Origin of the sequence: Paenibacillus sp. P36, assembly GCF_045866505.1 — a bacterium.
Taxonomy (GTDB): Bacteria; Bacillota; Bacilli; order Paenibacillales; family NBRC-103111; genus Paenibacillus_E; species Paenibacillus_E chondroitinus.
In genome coordinates this window covers 533,840-551,412 of sequence record NZ_AP038372.1, presented here as the reverse complement: position 1 = coordinate 551,412, position 17,573 = coordinate 533,840, and the positions used below count along the sequence as shown (strand labels likewise).

Below are 17,573 nucleotides of genomic sequence, written 5' to 3'. Positions count from 1 at the left end.
CTTTTTTTTGCATAAAAGAGCCCTTCATATCACACGTTATAAGTGCAACACCCATCCGCATACCATAGGAGGTTTTTTGCTATGAGCCAATCGAAACGCCGCGAAGAAGCTGCATGGAAAAGCCGCAAACAAGCTAGACATCCACATGGTAAGGTGAAGTCTCTGGCCGAATTCGCCAGTGAGTACGACGCGGAACGCAGCAAGTAACGCAAGCCCCCTCCAACGTCCAAAGAGGGACCAACTCAAAGCAACCCGGTTACCGCGCATCCTAAAATGTGCGGTACCGGGTTCTTTGAGTTTGCAATTCGCCGCTCGCCGCTCGCGGTAGCTATTGGGGTTATCCCTTTCGCTCAAGAGCGTATCAGCTCTACTCACAGTCTGAAGGGCCGCTATAAGCACTATCCTTTTCTATCAGTGGCGCACCTACTCAACTCACACAACCTGAAACGCAGCTATAGACGCTATCCCTCTCACTCAGGAGCTTCTGAACGCCATTCACAGTTACCGATCTCTGTTGTTATCCACGATGAACTCCTGACTCTTGGGGATAGTGCCGATAGTACCTTTCCCAGTTTACTGCACACCCTATGATGTACGGTACCGGGTTCTTTGAGTCCACGGGTTCGCGGTTCGTGCTGACTATTGGCATTATCCCTTTCAGGTGCGCACCTAAACAACTCACACAACCTGAAACGCAGCTATAGACGCTATCCCTCTCACTCATGAGCTTCTGAACGCCATTCACAGATACCGACCGCTGGTGTTATCCACGATGAACTCCTGACTCTTGGGGATAATGCCGATAGCAACTTTCCCGGTTTACTGCGCGCCCAATGATGTGCGGTACCGGGTTCTTTGAGTTCGCGGGTTCGCGGTTCGTGTTGACTATAGGCATTATCCCTTTCACTCAGATGCCCACCTACTCAACTCACACAACCTGAAACGCAGCTATAGACGCTATCCCTCTCACTCAGGAGCTTCTGAACGCCATTCACAGATACAGATCGCTGGTGTTATCCGCGATGATTTCCTGACTCTTGGGGATAGTGCCGATAGTACCTTTCCCAGTTTACTGCGCACCCTATGATGTGCGGTACCGGGTTCTTTAAGTCCGCGGATTCGCGGTTCGCGATGGCCTATTGGCACTATCCCTCTCACTCAGAAGCTTCTGAAACGCTATTCACAGATACCGATCACTGTTGTTATCCCCAAGAATCTCCTGACTCTTGGGGATAGTGCCGATAGTACCTTCCATCCTAATTAAGAACATCCTCAGCGCTGTCAGCAAGCACATAAGTATCCTGCGGCTGGCTTGTGATAAAATGACACGGGTCCCCAAGCGCGAAGATACACAACTCGTGCATAGCCCTGGTGCAAGCCGTGTAAACCAGCTTGCGCTCATTCTCATGGCCGTACTGATGATGGGAACCATCATAAAGGAGTACGGCATCGAATTCGACCCCCTTCGCCAAATACGAAGGGATGACGAGCACGCCCGACTCGAACGTCGGGCTGTGTTTGGTGACACGCCCCAGCGGTACTTGCAGCAGGGGCGTAAGGGCTTGATGTGCGAGCTCGGCCTCGCTCGCGGTCTTGGTAATGATCGCGATGGAGGCATAGCCTTCATCCAGCAGCCGCGCTGCTTCGGCTGCCAACAGGCTATGCAGCGATCCGCGATCGCTGGCCTGGATCACCCGCGGCTTGCCGCCGGCGCGGGTGAAGGGCTCTATGGCATCGCCGCCAGGCACGATGCCGCGGGTGAACTCCACGATCTCGCGCGTGGAGCGATAGCTGCGGACCAAACGGATGACTTCCGTTTGATCCGGCCCGTACAGAGCGGCGATCGGATCGATTTCGCTGTACGCGGAAGCGTGCGAATAGATCGCCTGGCTCAAATCGCCGAGCGCTGTCATGCGGCAGCGCGGGAAGAGCCGTTTCAGGTAAGCCAGCTGAAACGGAGAATAATCCTGCGCCTCGTCGATAATGACGTGGTGCACGGCGTTGTTCGTCTGGAAGCCGCAGACAGCTTCCATCAAGTACAAGAACGGCGTAGCGTCCTCATAAGGCAGCCTGGCTTGCGCCAGCTCCTCCAGTGTCCGCCCGCAGATTTCAGACCAATAGCGCGGCTTGTCGGCTATCAGTTCCCTTTTATCCGCAACCGCTTCTTCTCCAAACAACTGCCTATATAGACCGATCATATCAACGAATTTAAGCTGCTTCACCGCGCTTCGAACAGGCTTTAGATGCTCCTTCAGGACGTTTCGAGCAAGCAGATGACGTTCTTGGTCATAATCATCGAAAGAGGAATCACGTTCCCCCTCCATTTTGCGCAGCTTAATATACGCACGATGGTACTCATCACTGTTGAGAAGCTCAATCTCCTCATCAAGCCAAGCATCCTCGATTTCAACCTTTGCGAAGAGCTCCAGTTGCCCCAATATCCATTCCTTCATGAGCTCCAAACGGTTAGGAAGCCGAATAGCGGAATCATAGCTGTAAAATTGCTCCACCAAACGAGCCGCGCTAAGCACCTCTTTGTCGCGAAACTTAATAGGGTTAAATAACATCCCCATTTGCTCTAGCTGCTTCTTATAAGCCTCTATTACGGCAAGAAAAGCAGTTGAAGATTTGTAATAAATTCCGCTCAAACGAGCTTCATAGGCTTCCTCCATCACTGGCGTTCTCTCAGACACATGTTCAAGACCGCCCCTCGTCAATACGTATTCCAATTGTGTAAAAGAGTCCTCCACCTCAAACATCTCGCCCAAACGATGCTCCAAATAAGCTTGGTAGGTCGTTTGCTGCATATTTTCTTCGCCTAGCTCCGGCAGCACTGTGGACACATAATGGTTAAACAACGGATTTGGCGAAAACAAAACCATCTGATCCGAACTCAGCTTATCCCGGTGCTTATAGAGGAGGTAAGCGACTCTTTGCAACGCGGCTGATGTTTTACCGCTTCCTGCTGCCCCTTGTACGATCAACATTTGGGCGCTGTCGTTGCGGATAATGCGGTTTTGCTCTTTTTGAATCGTTGCAACGATTGTCTTCATTTGCGCATCCGAACTCCGACTGAGTACTTGCTTCAGCAGTTCATCGCCGATGGTCACACCAGTATCGAACATCAGTTGGATGTGACGATCACGAATGACAAATTGACGCTTCAAAACCATTTGACCCTCTACCGTGCCATTCGGTGTACTAAATACAACTTCTCCCGGTGCAAAATCGTAATACAAGCTGGAGATGGGGGCCCTCCAATCGTAGATTAGATACTGACCCGCTTCCTCATCCAGAAAAGACGCAATGCCCAGATAGACAGCCTCTTCTTCCCGCTCACCACGTTCAATGAAATCGATTCGGCCAAAATAAGGGGACTGGACGAGCTTTCTAAGCTTGCCTAATGTTTTGGATGCCTGTCGATGCGTTCGTTCCCGCTCGGAAAGCACCTCTGATTGCTGTCTCATGCTGGCGATAGATTCTACTGCATCTTCCGCCGTACTCATATCCATCGTGACTTCGTCCCAATAATGTTTACGAATCTCAACAACATCAGATTGAACCAGGCCGACCTGCTCCTCCAGTTCCGTGATTTTGAGAGTTATCTTCTCTGTAACTTCCTGCACTCTTTGCTTTTCTGCTGCTCTTGCTTGATCTGTCAGACTCATCCCAACGCCTCTTTTCTTACCATTTTATTACGATTTGACATGGAGGTTGTTTTGGTGCTATAATTAAATTAGGATAAAATTGTTTATAATTCAAAATATTTGAATCAATCTTTATTTTAACAAGTTATGTTCCAAAAATCAATAAAAACCCTAGGTCTATGACCTGGGGTTTTCTGGCATTCTTTTTCACTTCAGTTTCTAGCCTCTGACTCCTCGTTTGTCAGCAATCATACCGCTCACAAATTTCATTCACGGCACGGATATGATGCTTTGCGTGGCCTGCCATCATTTTTAGCAACTGTGCCACAGACTCTTGACGATCTTTTGTGATGACGGTTCTCTCCAGTGCATTGGGCAAATGCTCGCACAGTCCAAGAATATGCTGCCTCATAGCCCGGAACAACTGGACTTCCGCATGAATCGGCCGATTCCGGTAATCCAATCCTATGCTCCAATCATCCTGTGAAAAGCTGTTGCCTTGATAAACACGCCCTGGCTCCGCCAAAGCGAATTTCACTTTATGCAGCGTAACTAGCTCTAGGTCGATCAAATGTAGGACTTGCTCGCGAATAGACCATTTGCCTGGGGCTAGCGATTTGTTCAACTGCTCCTCTGTCAATCCCGCTATTGCACTTTCCAATTCGTCAGCACCCGCTGCATACATGTCTACAATCTCAGTATGGGTAGCCGGCAGCTCCTCCCAGTATACAAACGTATGTCCATCGATGTCTGGTACAAAAAGTTTACGAATGTGGCCTGGATTTTCTTCTTTTCGCAGCTCCTTACAGCCTTTGGCTTGAAGATTACTCTCCACAGCATTCACTGAAGCTACGCCGATGTAGATGAGATCTCCCTTCTTGGGAGTAAAGTGTTTGTTCTGCAGCCAGCCTGCTGCCAGTTTAGTCTGCGCTTCCGCCAGATGCTGAGCAGACGGTGTTTGCTTAATCAATACAGCCTCATAGTCGGTCGTGATTCGCAGCAATGCAACAGGACCGGAAGCCGCTCTTGCGAGCAGCTCCCAGCCCAGTTGTTGTGTATAAAAGGCAATCGATGCCTGAAGATCATCTACCTGCAATAGCAGCTTCGCCCCGTTATGTGCCATCGTTCTACTTCTTGGCCGCTCGATAGGCCTCGATGTATTGTGCAGCCCGTTTGGCAACCAGGCTGTAATCGCCTGTTTTGACCGCTTCGCTGGTCAAATCGGAACCAATGCCGACTGCTACGGCGCCGGCCTGAATCCATTCGCCGAGGTTGCTCAGCGAGACCCCGCCAGTTGGCATAATGTTCGCCTGCGGCAGCGGACCTTTAATGGCCTTAATCATCGCCGGCGAGTAGAGATTGCCGGGGAAGAGCTTCACGATATCGACGCCAAGCTCCAGCGCCGTTTGAATCTCTTGAATCGTCATGCAGCCCGGCATGACGGGTACACGGTAACGGTTGCAGAGTGCAACCGTGTTCGGGTTAAGCGACGGGCCGACAACGAACTCGGCCCCGCTCAGGATCGCTGCACGCGCTGTCTCCGGGTCTAGGGCCGTGCCCACCCCGATAATCGCGTATTTGGAAGCGTCCTGCGTTGTACTCGAGTAGCGCTTCGCCAGCTCCTCGATTGCGCGCAGCGCGAACGGCACCGTCATCGTGACTTCGATGACTTTAATGCCTCCTGCAATGGCTTGATCCGCCATTTCAACTACTTCTTCCGGCGTCTCTCCACGCAGGACGGCTACGACGCCTTCACTTGATATTTGCTGAACAAGTTTCAATTTTTTCAATGGAATCTTCCCCTTCTTATGCAAGCATGGAATTAGCGTTCTATATGTTTAACGTCGTTAAGAATTGCGTCTACTTGCTCCCAAGTCGGAGCACCTTCCCAGTCTCCTTCGGTTTGCACAATCAAGGAGCCCACCAGATTACCGATACGCACCGCTTCCGCATAGTCGTACTCTTTGGACAAGCCTACCAAAAATCCCGCACAAAAGCCATCGCCTGCGCCAACCGTATCCACCACTTGCTCCGCTTTGAAATAAGGAACCGCTGTGATTGAATCTTTGGTTACGACGTAAGTTTCGTTCTCTCCGCCTTTGACGATGGAAACAGCGGACAATTCACGCAGCTTGCCCACAATGACATCCCAATCCTCCGTCTGGTAGAGCAGCTTCAGCTCATCAAGACCCGGCAGGAAAATATCCGCCAGCTTGGCAAGTTCTAGAAGCACGGGACGCGCTTCGTCTATCCCCCAAAGTTTCAACCGCAGGTTAGGGTCGAAACTAACTTTGACGCCATGTTTACGAGCCAATCGAACCGCTTCAAACGCAGCCTCTTTGCAAGACTCGCTGAGCGCCGGTGTAATGCCTGTGATATGAAGGATTTTCGCCCCAGCAATGTAGCCTTCATCCAAATGCTTAGCGCTCATCTGGCTTGCCGCTGAGTTTTTGCGATAGTAGTACACGGACGTTTTGCCCATGATCATTTCGCGCATCATAAGCCCAGTCGGCGCTTCTGCCGTTAGTTCTGCACGGGAAACATCGACACCTTCGCCGCGAATTTTTTTGTAAATCAAACGGCCCATCGGGTCTTTACCTAGACGTCCAAACCAGCCTACTTTGCCTCCAAGGCGGGATACTCCGATTGCCACGTTACTTTCCGCACCGCCAAACAAGCTATGCAGTTCAGACGAGTACTCCAATCCTTTGCCGTTGGAAGGCATCAGCAGCGCCATTGTTTCGCCAAAGGTAATAATGTCAGGTCCGGTAACCGCTTGCGATTGTGAATTCGTCGTCATATAAGTTCTCCATCCATTTCCTGATCGTTAATTGAAACGTTTAAATAATGCATATATCTCATATTATAGTGTATAACTACCGTTTGTACCAGATAGTAAGATTAGAATCTGACAAGAGAGCACTTCCTTTATGTATAGGGGAACTCCAATCCTCTATTTATGTATAAAATAGATATTCGTGTGCCTCCGGGGAACTACAGGGCTTTATTTCGGACAGAAATGGCCTAACTTCTATGCGAACAGATGAAATAGCGGATCCTAGTTCCCTCCCCATGCCTCAAGTGGCTATTTTCAATCAAATAGCGCCCTGCAGTTCCCTTCCCCCATGAAGCATGTCTAGCCTTTAACTCGAAAACTGTAGAAAAAACCCAAGACGTATGTCTCAGGTTTCTTCTGCCTTATATGACAAAAGCTAAAATCCGGTAGCTTCGGCCTTAACCAACTCTTGCCGCAGCTCATCATGAATCTGGCCGTTGGTAGCAAGTATGTTGCGAACCGCCAGATTGTAAGGTCTGCCTTCGGTATCGGTCACCTTACCGCCTGATTCTTGGATCAGCAACGCGCCCGCTGCAATATCCCAAGCATTCAGACCAATTTCCCAGAAGCCGCTAAGGCGTCCTGAGGCTACATAAGCCAAGTGAAGCGCGGCGGAGCCTGCGATCCGGAGGTTGCGCACTTTGGGAGATAACGCTTGAATACCTTTCAGGTTAATCGGTAATGCGCCATTGCGATCTGCTGGAAGACCTGTTGCAACCAGACTGCTGGACAGCTGTCCATCGAGCGATACGACTGTCTTTTTGCCGTGCATATAAGCACCTTTCCCCTTCTCAGCAACGAATAGTTCGTCACGAGACGGGTCATAAACGACACCGACAATAATCTCACCCTTGTGCGCGAGTGCAATCGAAACAGAGAAGAACGGGAACCCGTGAACAAAGTTCGTTGTTCCATCGATTGGATCTACGATCCATAAGTATTCTTCTTCGCTCATGGCTTGAAGTGCTTTGGCCGATGCTTCCGGACCAGGCTCCACGCCTTCTTCACCGAGAATGGAATGATCCGGGAAATGCGTCATGATCAAGTTGCGAATAAGCTTTTCCGACCCTTTATCCACTTCGGTCACCAGGTCCTGAGAAGAAAATTTCGTATCAATACGGCTGATATCGCCCATTTTGCTCTTGATCCATTGCCCAGCCTTGGCTGCCGTATTGATAGCCACTGCTGTAAAACTCTTACTGCCGATGACGAACGGCTCCGCCTCACCATTTACCACTTATATCAACTCTTTCTTTTTTATTTATTTAGATTTAGAAGTAAGTTAAGTATAGTAAATTATACGTTTTAAATACTAGTGCGTTTCATCCCAAAATATTCGTACATTTATACATTTATTAATAAAAAAAGGAGATTTTCAGACATTTTACAAATAAAAAAACCATACTGCCGCGTAGGCAATACGGTTTCTCGATTATCATTAGACATTATAATGGCTTAAATTCCAACGATGTGGTAACCACCGTCAACGTAAATAACTTCACCCGTGATGCCTCGGGACAGGTTGCTCATCAAGAACATCGCGGTATCGCCAACTTCTGCTGTTTCCGTCGTTTTGCGCAGCGGAGCTTTCTCTTCTACTTGACGCAGGATCGAGTTGAAATCTTTGATGCCTTTGGCAGCCAAGGTACGAATCGGACCAGCGGAAATACCGTTCACGCGAATGCCGAATTGACCGAGGTCAGCCGCCAGATAGCGAACGGAAGCTTCCAATGCCGCTTTGGCAACGCCCATAACGTTGTAGTTTTTCATTGCGCGCTCAGCGCCAAGGTAGGTCATTGTCATGATGCTGCCGCCTTCTGTCATTAGCGGATAAATGCGTTTGGAAACGGCAACAAGGGAATATGCGCTGATGTCATGCGCTAAGGCAAAGCCGTCACGCGATGTGTCAACGAACAGTCCGTCCAATTCTTCCGTTCTTGCAAAAGCAATACTATGTACAAGGCCATGAACGACACCGAACTTCGCTTTAAGCGTATCAGCCAGCGTATCAATTTCAGCGTCTACCGTTACGTTACAAGGCATAAGTGTAGAACCTGGAATCGTATCAGCGAGCTTGCGCACGCGTTCCTCAACACGCTCATTTTCGAACGTAAAGACCAAATTTGCTCCTTGTGCCGCTAAGGATTGAGCAATCGCCCATGCGATGCTGCGATCATTGGCAACACCCATGACAAGTATATTTTTTCCTGTTAACAGTTGACTCATGGCCGTGAAAAACCCCTCTCAACATTGGATTAAACGTCATTCATACCCAATCTCAAAAGTACCCCATTTTGCCAAACAATTCAAGAAATAAATCTGAAGCGCTACAGCTGGATCGAGGCTTGATCGAGCACAACGATTCCTTCCTCGAGTTTAAAATCCTCCATAAGACGAAATAGTGCTTCATCCTTCATTTTCGCTTCAATCATGATATCGAGCCTTGGGGTAACAGGGGCAATCGCACGCAGAAAAACAAGAAGAGGCCCTACTTCCACGTAATCGGCATGGCTTCTTGGATCGGTCTCGCTTTTGGGACTTGAGACGTGAATCTTCGGCGGGAGTCCGTTTGTCCAGGTTTGTTGAATACGCGGCCACAATTCGGCGGCATCTTCGCCCTCGTTATTAACGGCATGATGGTGAACATCCAGAACCATTGGCGCTCCTACTGTTTCAGCAATTTCCAATGTCTCTAACGCATTGAATGTTTTATCGTCGTTCTCCAGAGTAATCCGCTTTTGAATCTCGGGGCGCAGCTTGGAAAAGTTTTGGATAAATCGCTTTGCCGCTTTCTTTTTATCCCCATACGAACCGCCTACATGAATGTTGCACATAGCCTCTGGACCAAACCCCATCGCATTCAGCATCGCGTTATGCCGTTCCAGATCCAGGATGGACTTCTGCAAGACATCCTCTCTTGGAGTGCTCAGAACCGTGAAGTGGTCCGGGTGAAAGCTCACGCGCATTCCCGCTTGCTTCGCATAGGCTCCTAGTTCCTCGAATTCCGCCGATAGCGTCGGAATCGGGTCCCAATCCTCTAGCATTTCATGCCCAATAAGAGGGATGAATCTAGACGAGAAACGGAACACCATGATATCGTGAGCCCGGTTATGACGCAGTAATCTTAATGTATTATGCAGGTTTTCCGCACCTAAGCGTTCCAACTTCCGGATGGCAGCTTCCCGATCCAGCAGCTTGCTGAAGTTCGTGACTGTCATTGTTTTAGACGGTGAAGCATTTTTAACAACCGTCGACATCGCCACATACCCAAGGCGAATAATCATGCACATGTAACCCCCAAGAAAGTTCAGGTAAAAATCCTGTGTTAGGTTACCCTTTTTCCAGTGGCCACATTCATTGAAACGCTGCTAGGAAAGTGCAGCAATGATTTTAAAACCGCAAAAAGCCGTAATGGCTATAGGTAACGGACTTAGCGCAAGCATGCCGAGCTTAGTGGCGCGGTCCTCTTTTCGCAAAGTGAGCAAATTGCCAAACAGCCATACAAGAAGATACAGGAGCAGCGCCCCTGCCGCCATATATTTTTGTTCAGTTGAAGAAGGAGCCATGAATCCATAGAAGCCGAAAATCATATAAATAAGCACATACGGCGTCGGTATGCCGAGCACGATATTAAAAAGCCAGTAGGCGGTAAATTTCATCCTGTTCATCCCCTTGCTGTGAAGTCTACTGCTTTAATTGTAGCTCTGGCTGGATGAGAGAATAAGTACTAATTTCTTATAGTACCTGTCTGGGAGGAAAACCTTGTGGTGGGTTTCCTTTGGAAAATTGCTCGCAGTTTCGATGTTAAACACGCCAGGGCTGGCGTACCCGTCCATGCTAGTGATGTTTTTCGGCGTTTCAGTTGGCCTCGAACGGTTTTTGGCTCTTCCGATGGATCTTAGCTTGTTTTACAACGTTAACGCAAACTCTTGGCGCATTGGACACATGTTAGCGTTGTTTTCGGCGTTTCAGTTGGCCGCAAACGGTTTTTGGCTCTTCCGATGGATCTTAGCTTGTTTTACAACGCAGACTCTTGGCGCATTGGACACATGTTAGTGTTGTTTTCGACGTTTCAGCTGGCCGCGAACGGTTTTTGGCTCTTCCGATGGATCTTAGCTTGTTTTACACGTTAACGCAGACTTTTGGCGCATTGGACACATGTTAGCGTTGTTTTTCGGCGTTGCAACTAGCAGCGAACGGTTTTTGGCTCTTCCGATGGATCTTAGCTTGTTTCACAACGTTAACGCAGACTTTTGGCGCATTTGACACATGTTTGCGTAGTTTTTTTCGGCGTTTCAGTTGGCCTCGTTGTACTTTATGCAACATAAGTACCACAATTCCCCCTCAACCCTCCCCTATATTGTACTCTGTACAACATTACAGCCTGCAAACTGCAGTTTTTGGGCAACAAGCGCCAATATGATTGCACTTTGTGCAACGAAGGGAGCGATAGCGAGCAATAATCCGCTTTCAAATTGCACAAAGTACAATGAAGCACGCCATGGTGCCAAGGGGGGCCAAGGGAGGCTAAAGGGGCCAAAATGTTTGTACTTTGTGCAGCGAAGCACGCCCAAAAGCAAAAAAAGACACCGTCCCTAACGGACGATGTCTTCCTCTTCCTCTACCACCAACTAAGCTTGCTCACCAAAAAACATCTCATGAGCAAGCTTCGTCTGTACCTGCGCCTCTTCCTCCGTCAACCGACGAACGAGCTCCATCTCCACTTGCGTTACTTCTTCGCCTTGGAAATTGATTTCCGCGATCGAAGCAAGGATTTTGACGATGGCGATCGCTTGATTGTCAGGCGTGTAGGCGATGACCTTCTGCCCTGTCGGGAACACGCGGAAGCCGCTTTTCACCATTTTGCCGCGACCGTACTCCAGCAGCTCGAAAAGCTCCTGCGCGGACTTGAACTTACAGACCGAGTTAAACTCCGTTTGGAATCCCATTAGCATCTACTCCACATCAAAAGAATATTGGATACTTTGCTTCGCTGTATGCCGCTCAACCGCCAGACGAATGAGATCATCCAGCAATTCGGTGTAAGGTTTGCCGGATTCCTGCCACAACAGCGGATACATGCTGTAAGGCGTGAAGCCTGGCATCGTATTGATTTCGTTGATATAGATCTTTTGATCAGCTTTGCCTAAGAAAAAGTCAACGCGGGATAAGCCGCTGCCATCAACAGCCAAGAAAGCTTGAACGGCCAGCTGTCTAACTTGTTCAGCTGTTTCGGCCGGTATATCTGCCGGGATGACCATCGCGGATTTTCCGTCGACATATTTGGCTTTGTAGTCGTAAAATTCGTTCGAAGATACAATTTCGCCGACTACTGACGCTTGAGGTTCATCATTCCCAAGAACAGCAACTTCAATCTCGCGGGCATCAATATTTTCTTCAATAATGACTTTGCGATCGTATTGGAAGGCGAAACTAACCGCCTGAATTAACTCCTCTTGGTTTCTCGCTTTGGAAATACCGACGCTGGAACCCAAATTAGCCGGTTTCACGAAGCACGGATAACCAATCGCAGTTTCCAGCTCAATGAGGTGATACGCGCGATTCTTCTCCCACTCCGTCCGTGTGAAATGACGGAAAATACATTGCGGAAGTCCTTCTTGCGCAAAAACTTTCTTCATCATGACTTTATCCATGCCGACGGCGGAAGCAAGCACTCCTGCTCCTACGTAAGGAATATTCGCCATTTCCAATAATCCTTGAATCGTCCCGTCTTCACCAAATGTACCGTGTAAAAGCGGGAAAACAACATCTAGGCTCGCTTCCTTCGTTCCAGCTGCCGCGGCGGAAGAGATCGCTACATCGCCTTTCGCGTGAACAGCCCCGAAAATAGGTGCCAGAGCATTAGAAACAGGTGCATTCGCGGAGTCTCCGCTGCTGAAGGTCAATTCCTCTTTCGATGCAACGGGTGCCAAGAGAGGTGCGCCGCTTTTCCACTCCCCTTTTTTGGAAATGTAAAACGGTACCACTTCATATTTGGTGAAGTCTACGGCTTTCATAACGGCCATTGCTGTTTGCAAAGAAACGTCATGTTCCCCCGATTTCCCCCCATAAATTAGTCCAACTCTTATTTTGCCGCTCATTGCGTACCTCCGTCTAGTCGTTCTATTCCTTCAAAATATTACGTTCACATTTCATCTGCAACCCGAACGAAGAAGTATTTGGTCCGCTCCGTCCATGCTGGCGAATCTTTATAAGCCCAATAACGATTGCGGCTATTATACGTGTGTGCATTGACAAGTGGCATGCCATTCGCATCTTTGCCCGTCACAATAACATTATGCTGAAACCGGCCATCGCCGTCCCAGTCATAGCAAATCGTGTCGCCAGGCTGCAGTTCGCGCGGGTCATGAACCTCATGACCGTGCAGCCCTTTGCGGCTATGCGCCAAAAAAGATTGCAGGCTATTGGCAACCGCCCAACTGAAGCTCCATAACTCTTGGTTGCCCCTTTTGCCAGCGTACCACCAACCCAAATCCCTTTTCCCAGTATAGTCCATTGGAGCCCCGCCTGCAAAGAGGCATTGAGACACATAATTGGTGCAATCCACTTCGAATTGCTCATATTTCGGGTTGGGCGTCTGCCACCACGTTTCCGCATATTGGACGGCTTTGTCGCGGTTATAAATGATTTTGCGCGGAACGAATTCCTGGGCTCCGCTGTTGAGTATACTATGGTTGATATACGGCAGTGACGGTGCTCTGCGAAGGCCTTCCACAAAATCCGGCTGCTCAGAGAAAAAGACGCTCCGCGGCTTGTTCGGAAGCGATTGTTCTCCCTGCAGGGACTCTGTACTTCTAACCTGCCAACGATCCGCTGCGCTGTCAATCACAACTCGCTCCGGCTCAATGCGCTCCTCCATGTGGTCGATGGAACCGATGCGATAGTGGATAAACCGGTGCAACACGATATCCGCAATAACGCCATGCGCCGATTCTCTAACCCCGGTAAGGCGCAGCTTCGTTTCCCCTCGCACCAGCTTGGCATCGCGATCGCGAAAACTTTCCAGAAGCCTGCGAACCCTGACCTCCTGCTTACGTACATAAGCGCTGTCTGACAAGTAGGCTTGGAGCGGTGCTGCGGAGCCTTCGAGCTCTGACTGATTTTTAGCATGGACGTAATTATAGAGCGCTGTTTTCCAGGACATCGGGGTTACCCTCCTAAAAAGTTTTGGCAGGAAAGTTGTGTACGAGTTGTGTGAGAATTGTCTGCGCCGTCGCTTACCGGGTTCAATCTTTATTGAAACTTTTATTTATGGAAAGTACATGTTTGCGGCAAAATAACAGTCATCATAGGACGAGCCCGATTTGCTTTGAATTGATTCAATATATGACATTTGGATGGTAAAAATGATTGAAATAAATCTTTACTCAAACACAGCGAAACGCTATACTTGAGTTAGGGGATTAATGAAATTGAGTTTCATTAGATGAAACCAATGGATGAAGATATTAAAGGAGGAATTATCCATGTCCAACAAGGACACTTTTTCTGTGCGTAAGCAGTTAACTGTCGGAACGAATTCGTTCCAATACTACAGCTTGCCTGACTTCGAAAACCAAGGTCACGGTACAGTTAGCAACCTTCCAGTTTCCATTCGCGTTTTGCTTGAAGCAGCTATCCGTCAATTTGACGGCCGTGCAATCACAAGCGAACACGTTAAACAAATCGCCGGCTGGGCTGAAGGCCGTGACGACAACAAAGAAATTCCTTTCATTCCTGCTCGTATCGTTCTTCAGGACTTCACAGGCGTACCTGTCGTCGTTGACCTTGCGGCAATGCGTGCGACAATGGCTCGTGAAGGTGGAGATCCTAAACGGATCAACCCGCTTGTTCCTGTAGACCTTGTAATCGACCACTCTGTCATGGTTGACGCTTTCGGTTCCCCGGATGCGCTTGACATGAACATTAACTTAGAATTCGAAAGAAACGAAGAGCGTTACCGTTTCCTTCGTTGGGCACAAACAGCATTTGATAACTTCCGTGCCGTTCCACCTTCAACAGGTATCGTTCACCAAGTTAACTTGGAGTATCTTGCTTCTGTTGCAGCTACAAAAACAATCGATGGTGAAACGGTCGTTTATCCGGATTCCCTCGTAGGTACTGACTCCCATACAACAATGATCAACGGTCTTGGCGTTGTAGGTTGGGGCGTCGGCGGTATCGAAGCGGAAGCTGGTATGCTTGGACAACCTCTTTACTTCGTAGCTCCAGACGTTGTTGGTTTCAAATTGACTGGCCACTTGGCAGAAGGCGCTACAGCTACTGACTTGGCTCTAACAGTTACACAAATGTTGCGTAAAAAAGGCGTTGTTGGTAAATTCGTTGAGTTCTTCGGTCCTGGTCTAAGCAACATCTCCTTGGCTGACCGTGCAACGGTTGCGAACATGGCTCCTGAGTACGGCGCAACAATCGGTTTCTTCCCAGTAGATAGCGAAACATTGAACTACTTGAGATCAACTGGCCGTGAAGAAGATCAAATCGCGCTTGTAGAAGCTTACTACAAAGCACAAGGCATGTTCCGTACGGATTCCACACCAGATCCAGTATTCACAGATGTCATCGAACTTGATCTTGGATCTGTAGTACCAAGCTTGGCTGGTCCTAAACGTCCGCAAGACCGCGTTGAGCTTACGAACATGAAAGAGTCCTTCAACTCCATCATTCGTACACCAATCGACAAAGGCGGATACGGTCTGACGGAAGAGAAAATCAACGAAGAAGTTGATGTTGTCTACCCGAATGGCGAGACAGTTAAAATGGGAACTGGTTCCGTTGTAATCGCAGCGATCACTTCCTGTACAAATACATCCAACCCAAGCGTTATGCTAGGTGCGGGTCTTGTGGCTAAGAAAGCCGTAGCTCGCGGTTTGAGAAAACCTGCATTCGTGAAGAGCTCCTTGACGCCAGGTTCCCTGGTTGTTACTGAGTACCTCAAAAAAGCAGGCTTGCTTGAGTCCCTAGAAGCACTTGGTTTCCACGTGGCAGGTTACGGCTGTGCAACTTGTATCGGTAACTCCGGTCCACTTCCTGAAGAAGTGAGCAAAGCAGTAGCTGACAACGATATGACAGTAGCTGCCGTTATCTCCGGTAACCGTAACTTTGAAGGCCGCGTTCATGCTCAAGTAAAAGCTAACTACCTTGGATCACCTCCACTTGTTGTTGCTTATGCACTTGCAGGTACAGTAAACATTGATTTGGCTAACGATCCAATCGGTTACGACCAAAGCAATCAACCTGTCTACCTCAAAGACATCTGGCCTACAAACCAAGAGATTCAAGAAGCTCTTGGCGTAGCAATGAGCCCTGACATGTTCCGCGACAAATACAACAACGTATTCCGCGCGAATGAGCGTTTCAACGAAATCGCGATTCCAGAAGGCGACCTATACGAATTCGACACGAATTCCACATACATTCAAGAGCCTCCGTTCTTCACTGATCTGGGTACAGTTCTTGACGATATCGCGGATATCCGCAGCGCGAAAACTTTGGCACTCATGGGCGATTCCGTTACAACGGATCACATCTCCCCTGCAGGTAACATCAAAGTTGACAGCCCTGGAGGTCAATACCTGATCAACCATGGTGTAAAAAGAGAAGACTTCAACTCCTACGGTTCCCGTCGTGGTAACCACGAAGTGATGATGCGCGGTACTTTCGCGAACATCCGTATTCGTAACCAAGTGGCACCAGGAACAGAAGGCGGCGTAACCACTTACCTGCCAACTGGCGAAGTAGAGTCCATCTACGATGCATCCATGAAATATCAAGCTGCAGGACAAAACCTTGTCGTTATCGCAGGTAAAGAGTACGGAACTGGAAGCTCCCGTGACTGGGCAGCAAAAGGTACATTCCTACTTGGCGTTAAAGCTGTTATCGCGGAAAGCTTCGAGCGTATTCACCGCAGTAACCTTGTAGGTATGGGCGTTCTTCCACTTCAATTCCTTGAAGGAGCAAGCTGGAAAACTCTCGGTATCACAGGTCGTGAAACATTCGATATCACAGGTTTGAGCAACGATGTTCAACCGGGTTCAACAGTAAAAGTGACAGCTACTCGTGAAGATGGTACAACTTTCGAGTTCAGCGCACTTGTTCGTCTGGACAGCTTGGTTGATGTGGACTACTACCGTAATGGCGGTATTCTGCAAACCGTTCTTCGCCAAATTTTGGCTGAGAAAAACTAAGATAACCATCAATAAAGCAATACACACACAGCTAAGAAATCCGGGATTGCCGTATGGCATTCTCGGATTTTTTGTGATTTTGGAGATGGCTGTATCCTTAGAGCCGCAAGTGATTGACTTACATTGGTAATAACTGCGGGTTGAGCCCCCTTACCTGCCCACCTATAATGGGTAACAGCGAAAGGGGAGATGAAGATGAACTCATTAAAAAGGCTCGTCCTTGTCATGCTGATCGCTTCGATTGGTCTTGGTTTTTCAGTAAGCGAATGGAGCCATCCAACAGCAGCCGCAACGGCTGAAACGTTGCAACCAGGCAGTGAGAACGGAGACGTCTGGGATGCTCAATTCCGTCTTAAAATGTTAGGCTATTACCAACAGCCGCTAGATGGCGTGTACGGTCCTGTTACCGCCGCAGCTGTACGTAATTTTCAATATAATTATGGCTTAACGATTGATGGTATTGTTGGTGCTAATACATGGCAGAGCTTACGTAAGTATTCGGTTAATCAAACGGATCTTGATATGCTGGCGAAAGTGATCTACAGCGAGGCTCGCGGTGAGTCCTATGAAGGACAAGTCGCAGTAGGAGCGGTCGTTATGAATCGTCTGAATTCAAGTGAGTTTCCGAATACAATCGAAGGGATTGTTTTTGAATCTGGCGCTTTCACGGCCGTAGATGACGGGCAATACTGGTTGACGCCGGACAGCACGGCATACAAGGCTGCACAGGATGCTGTACGCGGCTGGGATCCAACCGGTGGTGCTCTCTACTACTTCAATCCAAAGACAGCGACAAGCAAATGGATCTGGTCACGTCCGCAGACGGTTCAGATCGGCAATCATATTTTTGCCAAGTAAAAATGAAAAACACCTCTCATCTGGCCG

At 48.7% G+C, this 17,573-nt stretch carries 14 protein-coding genes; 3 read left to right on the top strand and 11 right to left on the bottom strand.

Annotated features, from left to right (window positions below; all coding sequences use genetic code 11):
- Positions 1-81: 81 nt before the first annotated feature.
- Complete coding sequence (locus ACKTT9_RS02595; protein WP_220138883.1) at positions 82-207, top strand: DUF6254 family protein; 126 nt, start codon at positions 82-84, stop codon at positions 205-207.
- A 1,049-nt stretch (positions 208-1,256) separates the two neighbouring features.
- On the opposite strand, the gene helD is transcribed toward ACKTT9_RS02595, so the two are convergent.
- The 11 genes from helD to ACKTT9_RS02540 form a co-directional block, all read right to left on the bottom strand.
- The gene (gene helD / locus ACKTT9_RS02590) at positions 1,257-3,668 is read right to left on the bottom strand and encodes an RNA polymerase recycling motor HelD (protein ID WP_407870374.1); all 2,412 of its coding nucleotides are present in this window, start codon (positions 3,666-3,668) and stop codon (positions 1,257-1,259) included.
- Positions 3,669-3,888: 220 nt separating this feature from the next.
- Positions 3,889-4,770: a DinB family protein gene (locus tag ACKTT9_RS02585; RefSeq protein ID WP_407870373.1), complete on the bottom strand. Its 882-nt coding sequence runs from the start codon at positions 4,768-4,770 to the stop codon at positions 3,889-3,891.
- Positions 4,771-4,774: 4 nt separating this feature from the next.
- Positions 4,775-5,437 (bottom strand): bifunctional 2-keto-4-hydroxyglutarate aldolase/2-keto-3-deoxy-6-phosphogluconate aldolase, encoded by a 663-nt coding sequence (locus ACKTT9_RS02580; protein ID WP_157323405.1) that lies wholly within the window; start codon positions 5,435-5,437, stop codon positions 4,775-4,777.
- A gap of 32 nt (positions 5,438-5,469) precedes the next feature.
- On the bottom strand, positions 5,470-6,447 hold the full coding sequence (locus ACKTT9_RS02575) for a sugar kinase (protein ID WP_407870372.1): 978 nt from the start codon (positions 6,445-6,447) through the stop codon (positions 5,470-5,472).
- Positions 6,448-6,859: 412 nt separating this feature from the next.
- Positions 6,860-7,720, bottom strand: coding sequence for an inositol monophosphatase family protein (locus ACKTT9_RS02570; RefSeq protein WP_407870371.1), 861 nt, complete (start codon positions 7,718-7,720; stop codon positions 6,860-6,862).
- Between the two features lie 218 nt (positions 7,721-7,938).
- Positions 7,939-8,709 (bottom strand): enoyl-ACP reductase FabI, encoded by a 771-nt coding sequence (fabI, locus tag ACKTT9_RS02565; protein WP_127455090.1) that lies wholly within the window; start codon positions 8,707-8,709, stop codon positions 7,939-7,941.
- 101 nt (positions 8,710-8,810) lie between these two features.
- The gene (uvsE, locus tag ACKTT9_RS02560; RefSeq protein ID WP_407870370.1) at positions 8,811-9,767 is read right to left on the bottom strand and encodes a UV DNA damage repair endonuclease UvsE; all 957 of its coding nucleotides are present in this window, start codon (positions 9,765-9,767) and stop codon (positions 8,811-8,813) included.
- Positions 9,768-9,851: 84 nt separating this feature from the next.
- Complete coding sequence (locus ACKTT9_RS02555; RefSeq protein ID WP_157323413.1) at positions 9,852-10,142, bottom strand: hypothetical protein; 291 nt, start codon at positions 10,140-10,142, stop codon at positions 9,852-9,854.
- Between the two features lie 972 nt (positions 10,143-11,114).
- Positions 11,115-11,432, bottom strand: a complete 318-nt coding sequence (locus ACKTT9_RS02550; protein WP_157323415.1) for a hypothetical protein — start codon at positions 11,430-11,432, stop codon at positions 11,115-11,117.
- A 6-nt stretch (positions 11,433-11,438) separates the two neighbouring features.
- On the bottom strand, positions 11,439-12,584 hold the full coding sequence (locus tag ACKTT9_RS02545) for a D-alanine--D-alanine ligase (RefSeq protein ID WP_407870369.1): 1,146 nt from the start codon (positions 12,582-12,584) through the stop codon (positions 11,439-11,441).
- Between the two features lie 44 nt (positions 12,585-12,628).
- Positions 12,629-13,648, bottom strand: coding sequence for an amidase domain-containing protein (locus tag ACKTT9_RS02540; RefSeq protein WP_407870368.1), 1,020 nt, complete (start codon positions 13,646-13,648; stop codon positions 12,629-12,631).
- Between the two features lie 322 nt (positions 13,649-13,970).
- Here ACKTT9_RS02540 and acnA point away from each other — a divergent pair, with 322 nt between their 5' ends.
- Positions 13,971-16,688 (top strand): aconitate hydratase AcnA, encoded by a 2,718-nt coding sequence (gene acnA, locus ACKTT9_RS02535; protein ID WP_407870367.1) that lies wholly within the window; start codon positions 13,971-13,973, stop codon positions 16,686-16,688.
- Positions 16,689-16,883: 195 nt separating this feature from the next.
- Positions 16,884-17,546 carry a spore cortex-lytic enzyme gene (gene sleB, locus ACKTT9_RS02530; protein WP_127455076.1) on the top strand — a complete coding sequence of 221 codons (663 nt, stop codon included), beginning with the start codon at positions 16,884-16,886 and terminating at the stop codon, positions 17,544-17,546.
- The last annotated feature ends 27 nt before the right edge of the window (positions 17,547-17,573 follow it).

Bases quoted from the DNA above. Each gene is read 5' to 3' on its own strand.
- ACKTT9_RS02595 (WP_220138883.1), top strand. From the start codon at position 82: ATGAGCCAATCGAAACGCCGCGAAGAAGCTGCATGGAAAAGCCGCAAA.
- helD (WP_407870374.1), bottom strand. From the start codon at position 3,668: ATGAGTCTGACAGATCAAGCAAGAGCAGCAGAAAAGCAAAGAGTGCAG.
- ACKTT9_RS02585 (WP_407870373.1), bottom strand. From the start codon at position 4,770: ATGGCACATAACGGGGCGAAGCTGCTATTGCAGGTAGATGATCTTCAG.
- ACKTT9_RS02575 (WP_407870372.1), bottom strand. From the start codon at position 6,447: ATGACGACGAATTCACAATCGCAAGCGGTTACCGGACCTGACATTATT.
- fabI (WP_127455090.1), bottom strand. From the start codon at position 8,709: ATGAGTCAACTGTTAACAGGAAAAAATATACTTGTCATGGGTGTTGCC.
- uvsE (WP_407870370.1), bottom strand. From the start codon at position 9,767: ATGATTATTCGCCTTGGGTATGTGGCGATGTCGACGGTTGTTAAAAAT.
- ACKTT9_RS02555 (WP_157323413.1), bottom strand. From the start codon at position 10,142: ATGAAATTTACCGCCTACTGGCTTTTTAATATCGTGCTCGGCATACCG.
- ACKTT9_RS02550 (WP_157323415.1), bottom strand. From the start codon at position 11,432: ATGGGATTCCAAACGGAGTTTAACTCGGTCTGTAAGTTCAAGTCCGCG.
- ACKTT9_RS02545 (WP_407870369.1), bottom strand. From the start codon at position 12,584: ATGAGCGGCAAAATAAGAGTTGGACTAATTTATGGGGGGAAATCGGGG.
- ACKTT9_RS02540 (WP_407870368.1), bottom strand. From the start codon at position 13,648: ATGTCCTGGAAAACAGCGCTCTATAATTACGTCCATGCTAAAAATCAG.
- acnA (WP_407870367.1), top strand. From the start codon at position 13,971: ATGTCCAACAAGGACACTTTTTCTGTGCGTAAGCAGTTAACTGTCGGA.
- sleB (WP_127455076.1), top strand. From the start codon at position 16,884: ATGAACTCATTAAAAAGGCTCGTCCTTGTCATGCTGATCGCTTCGATT.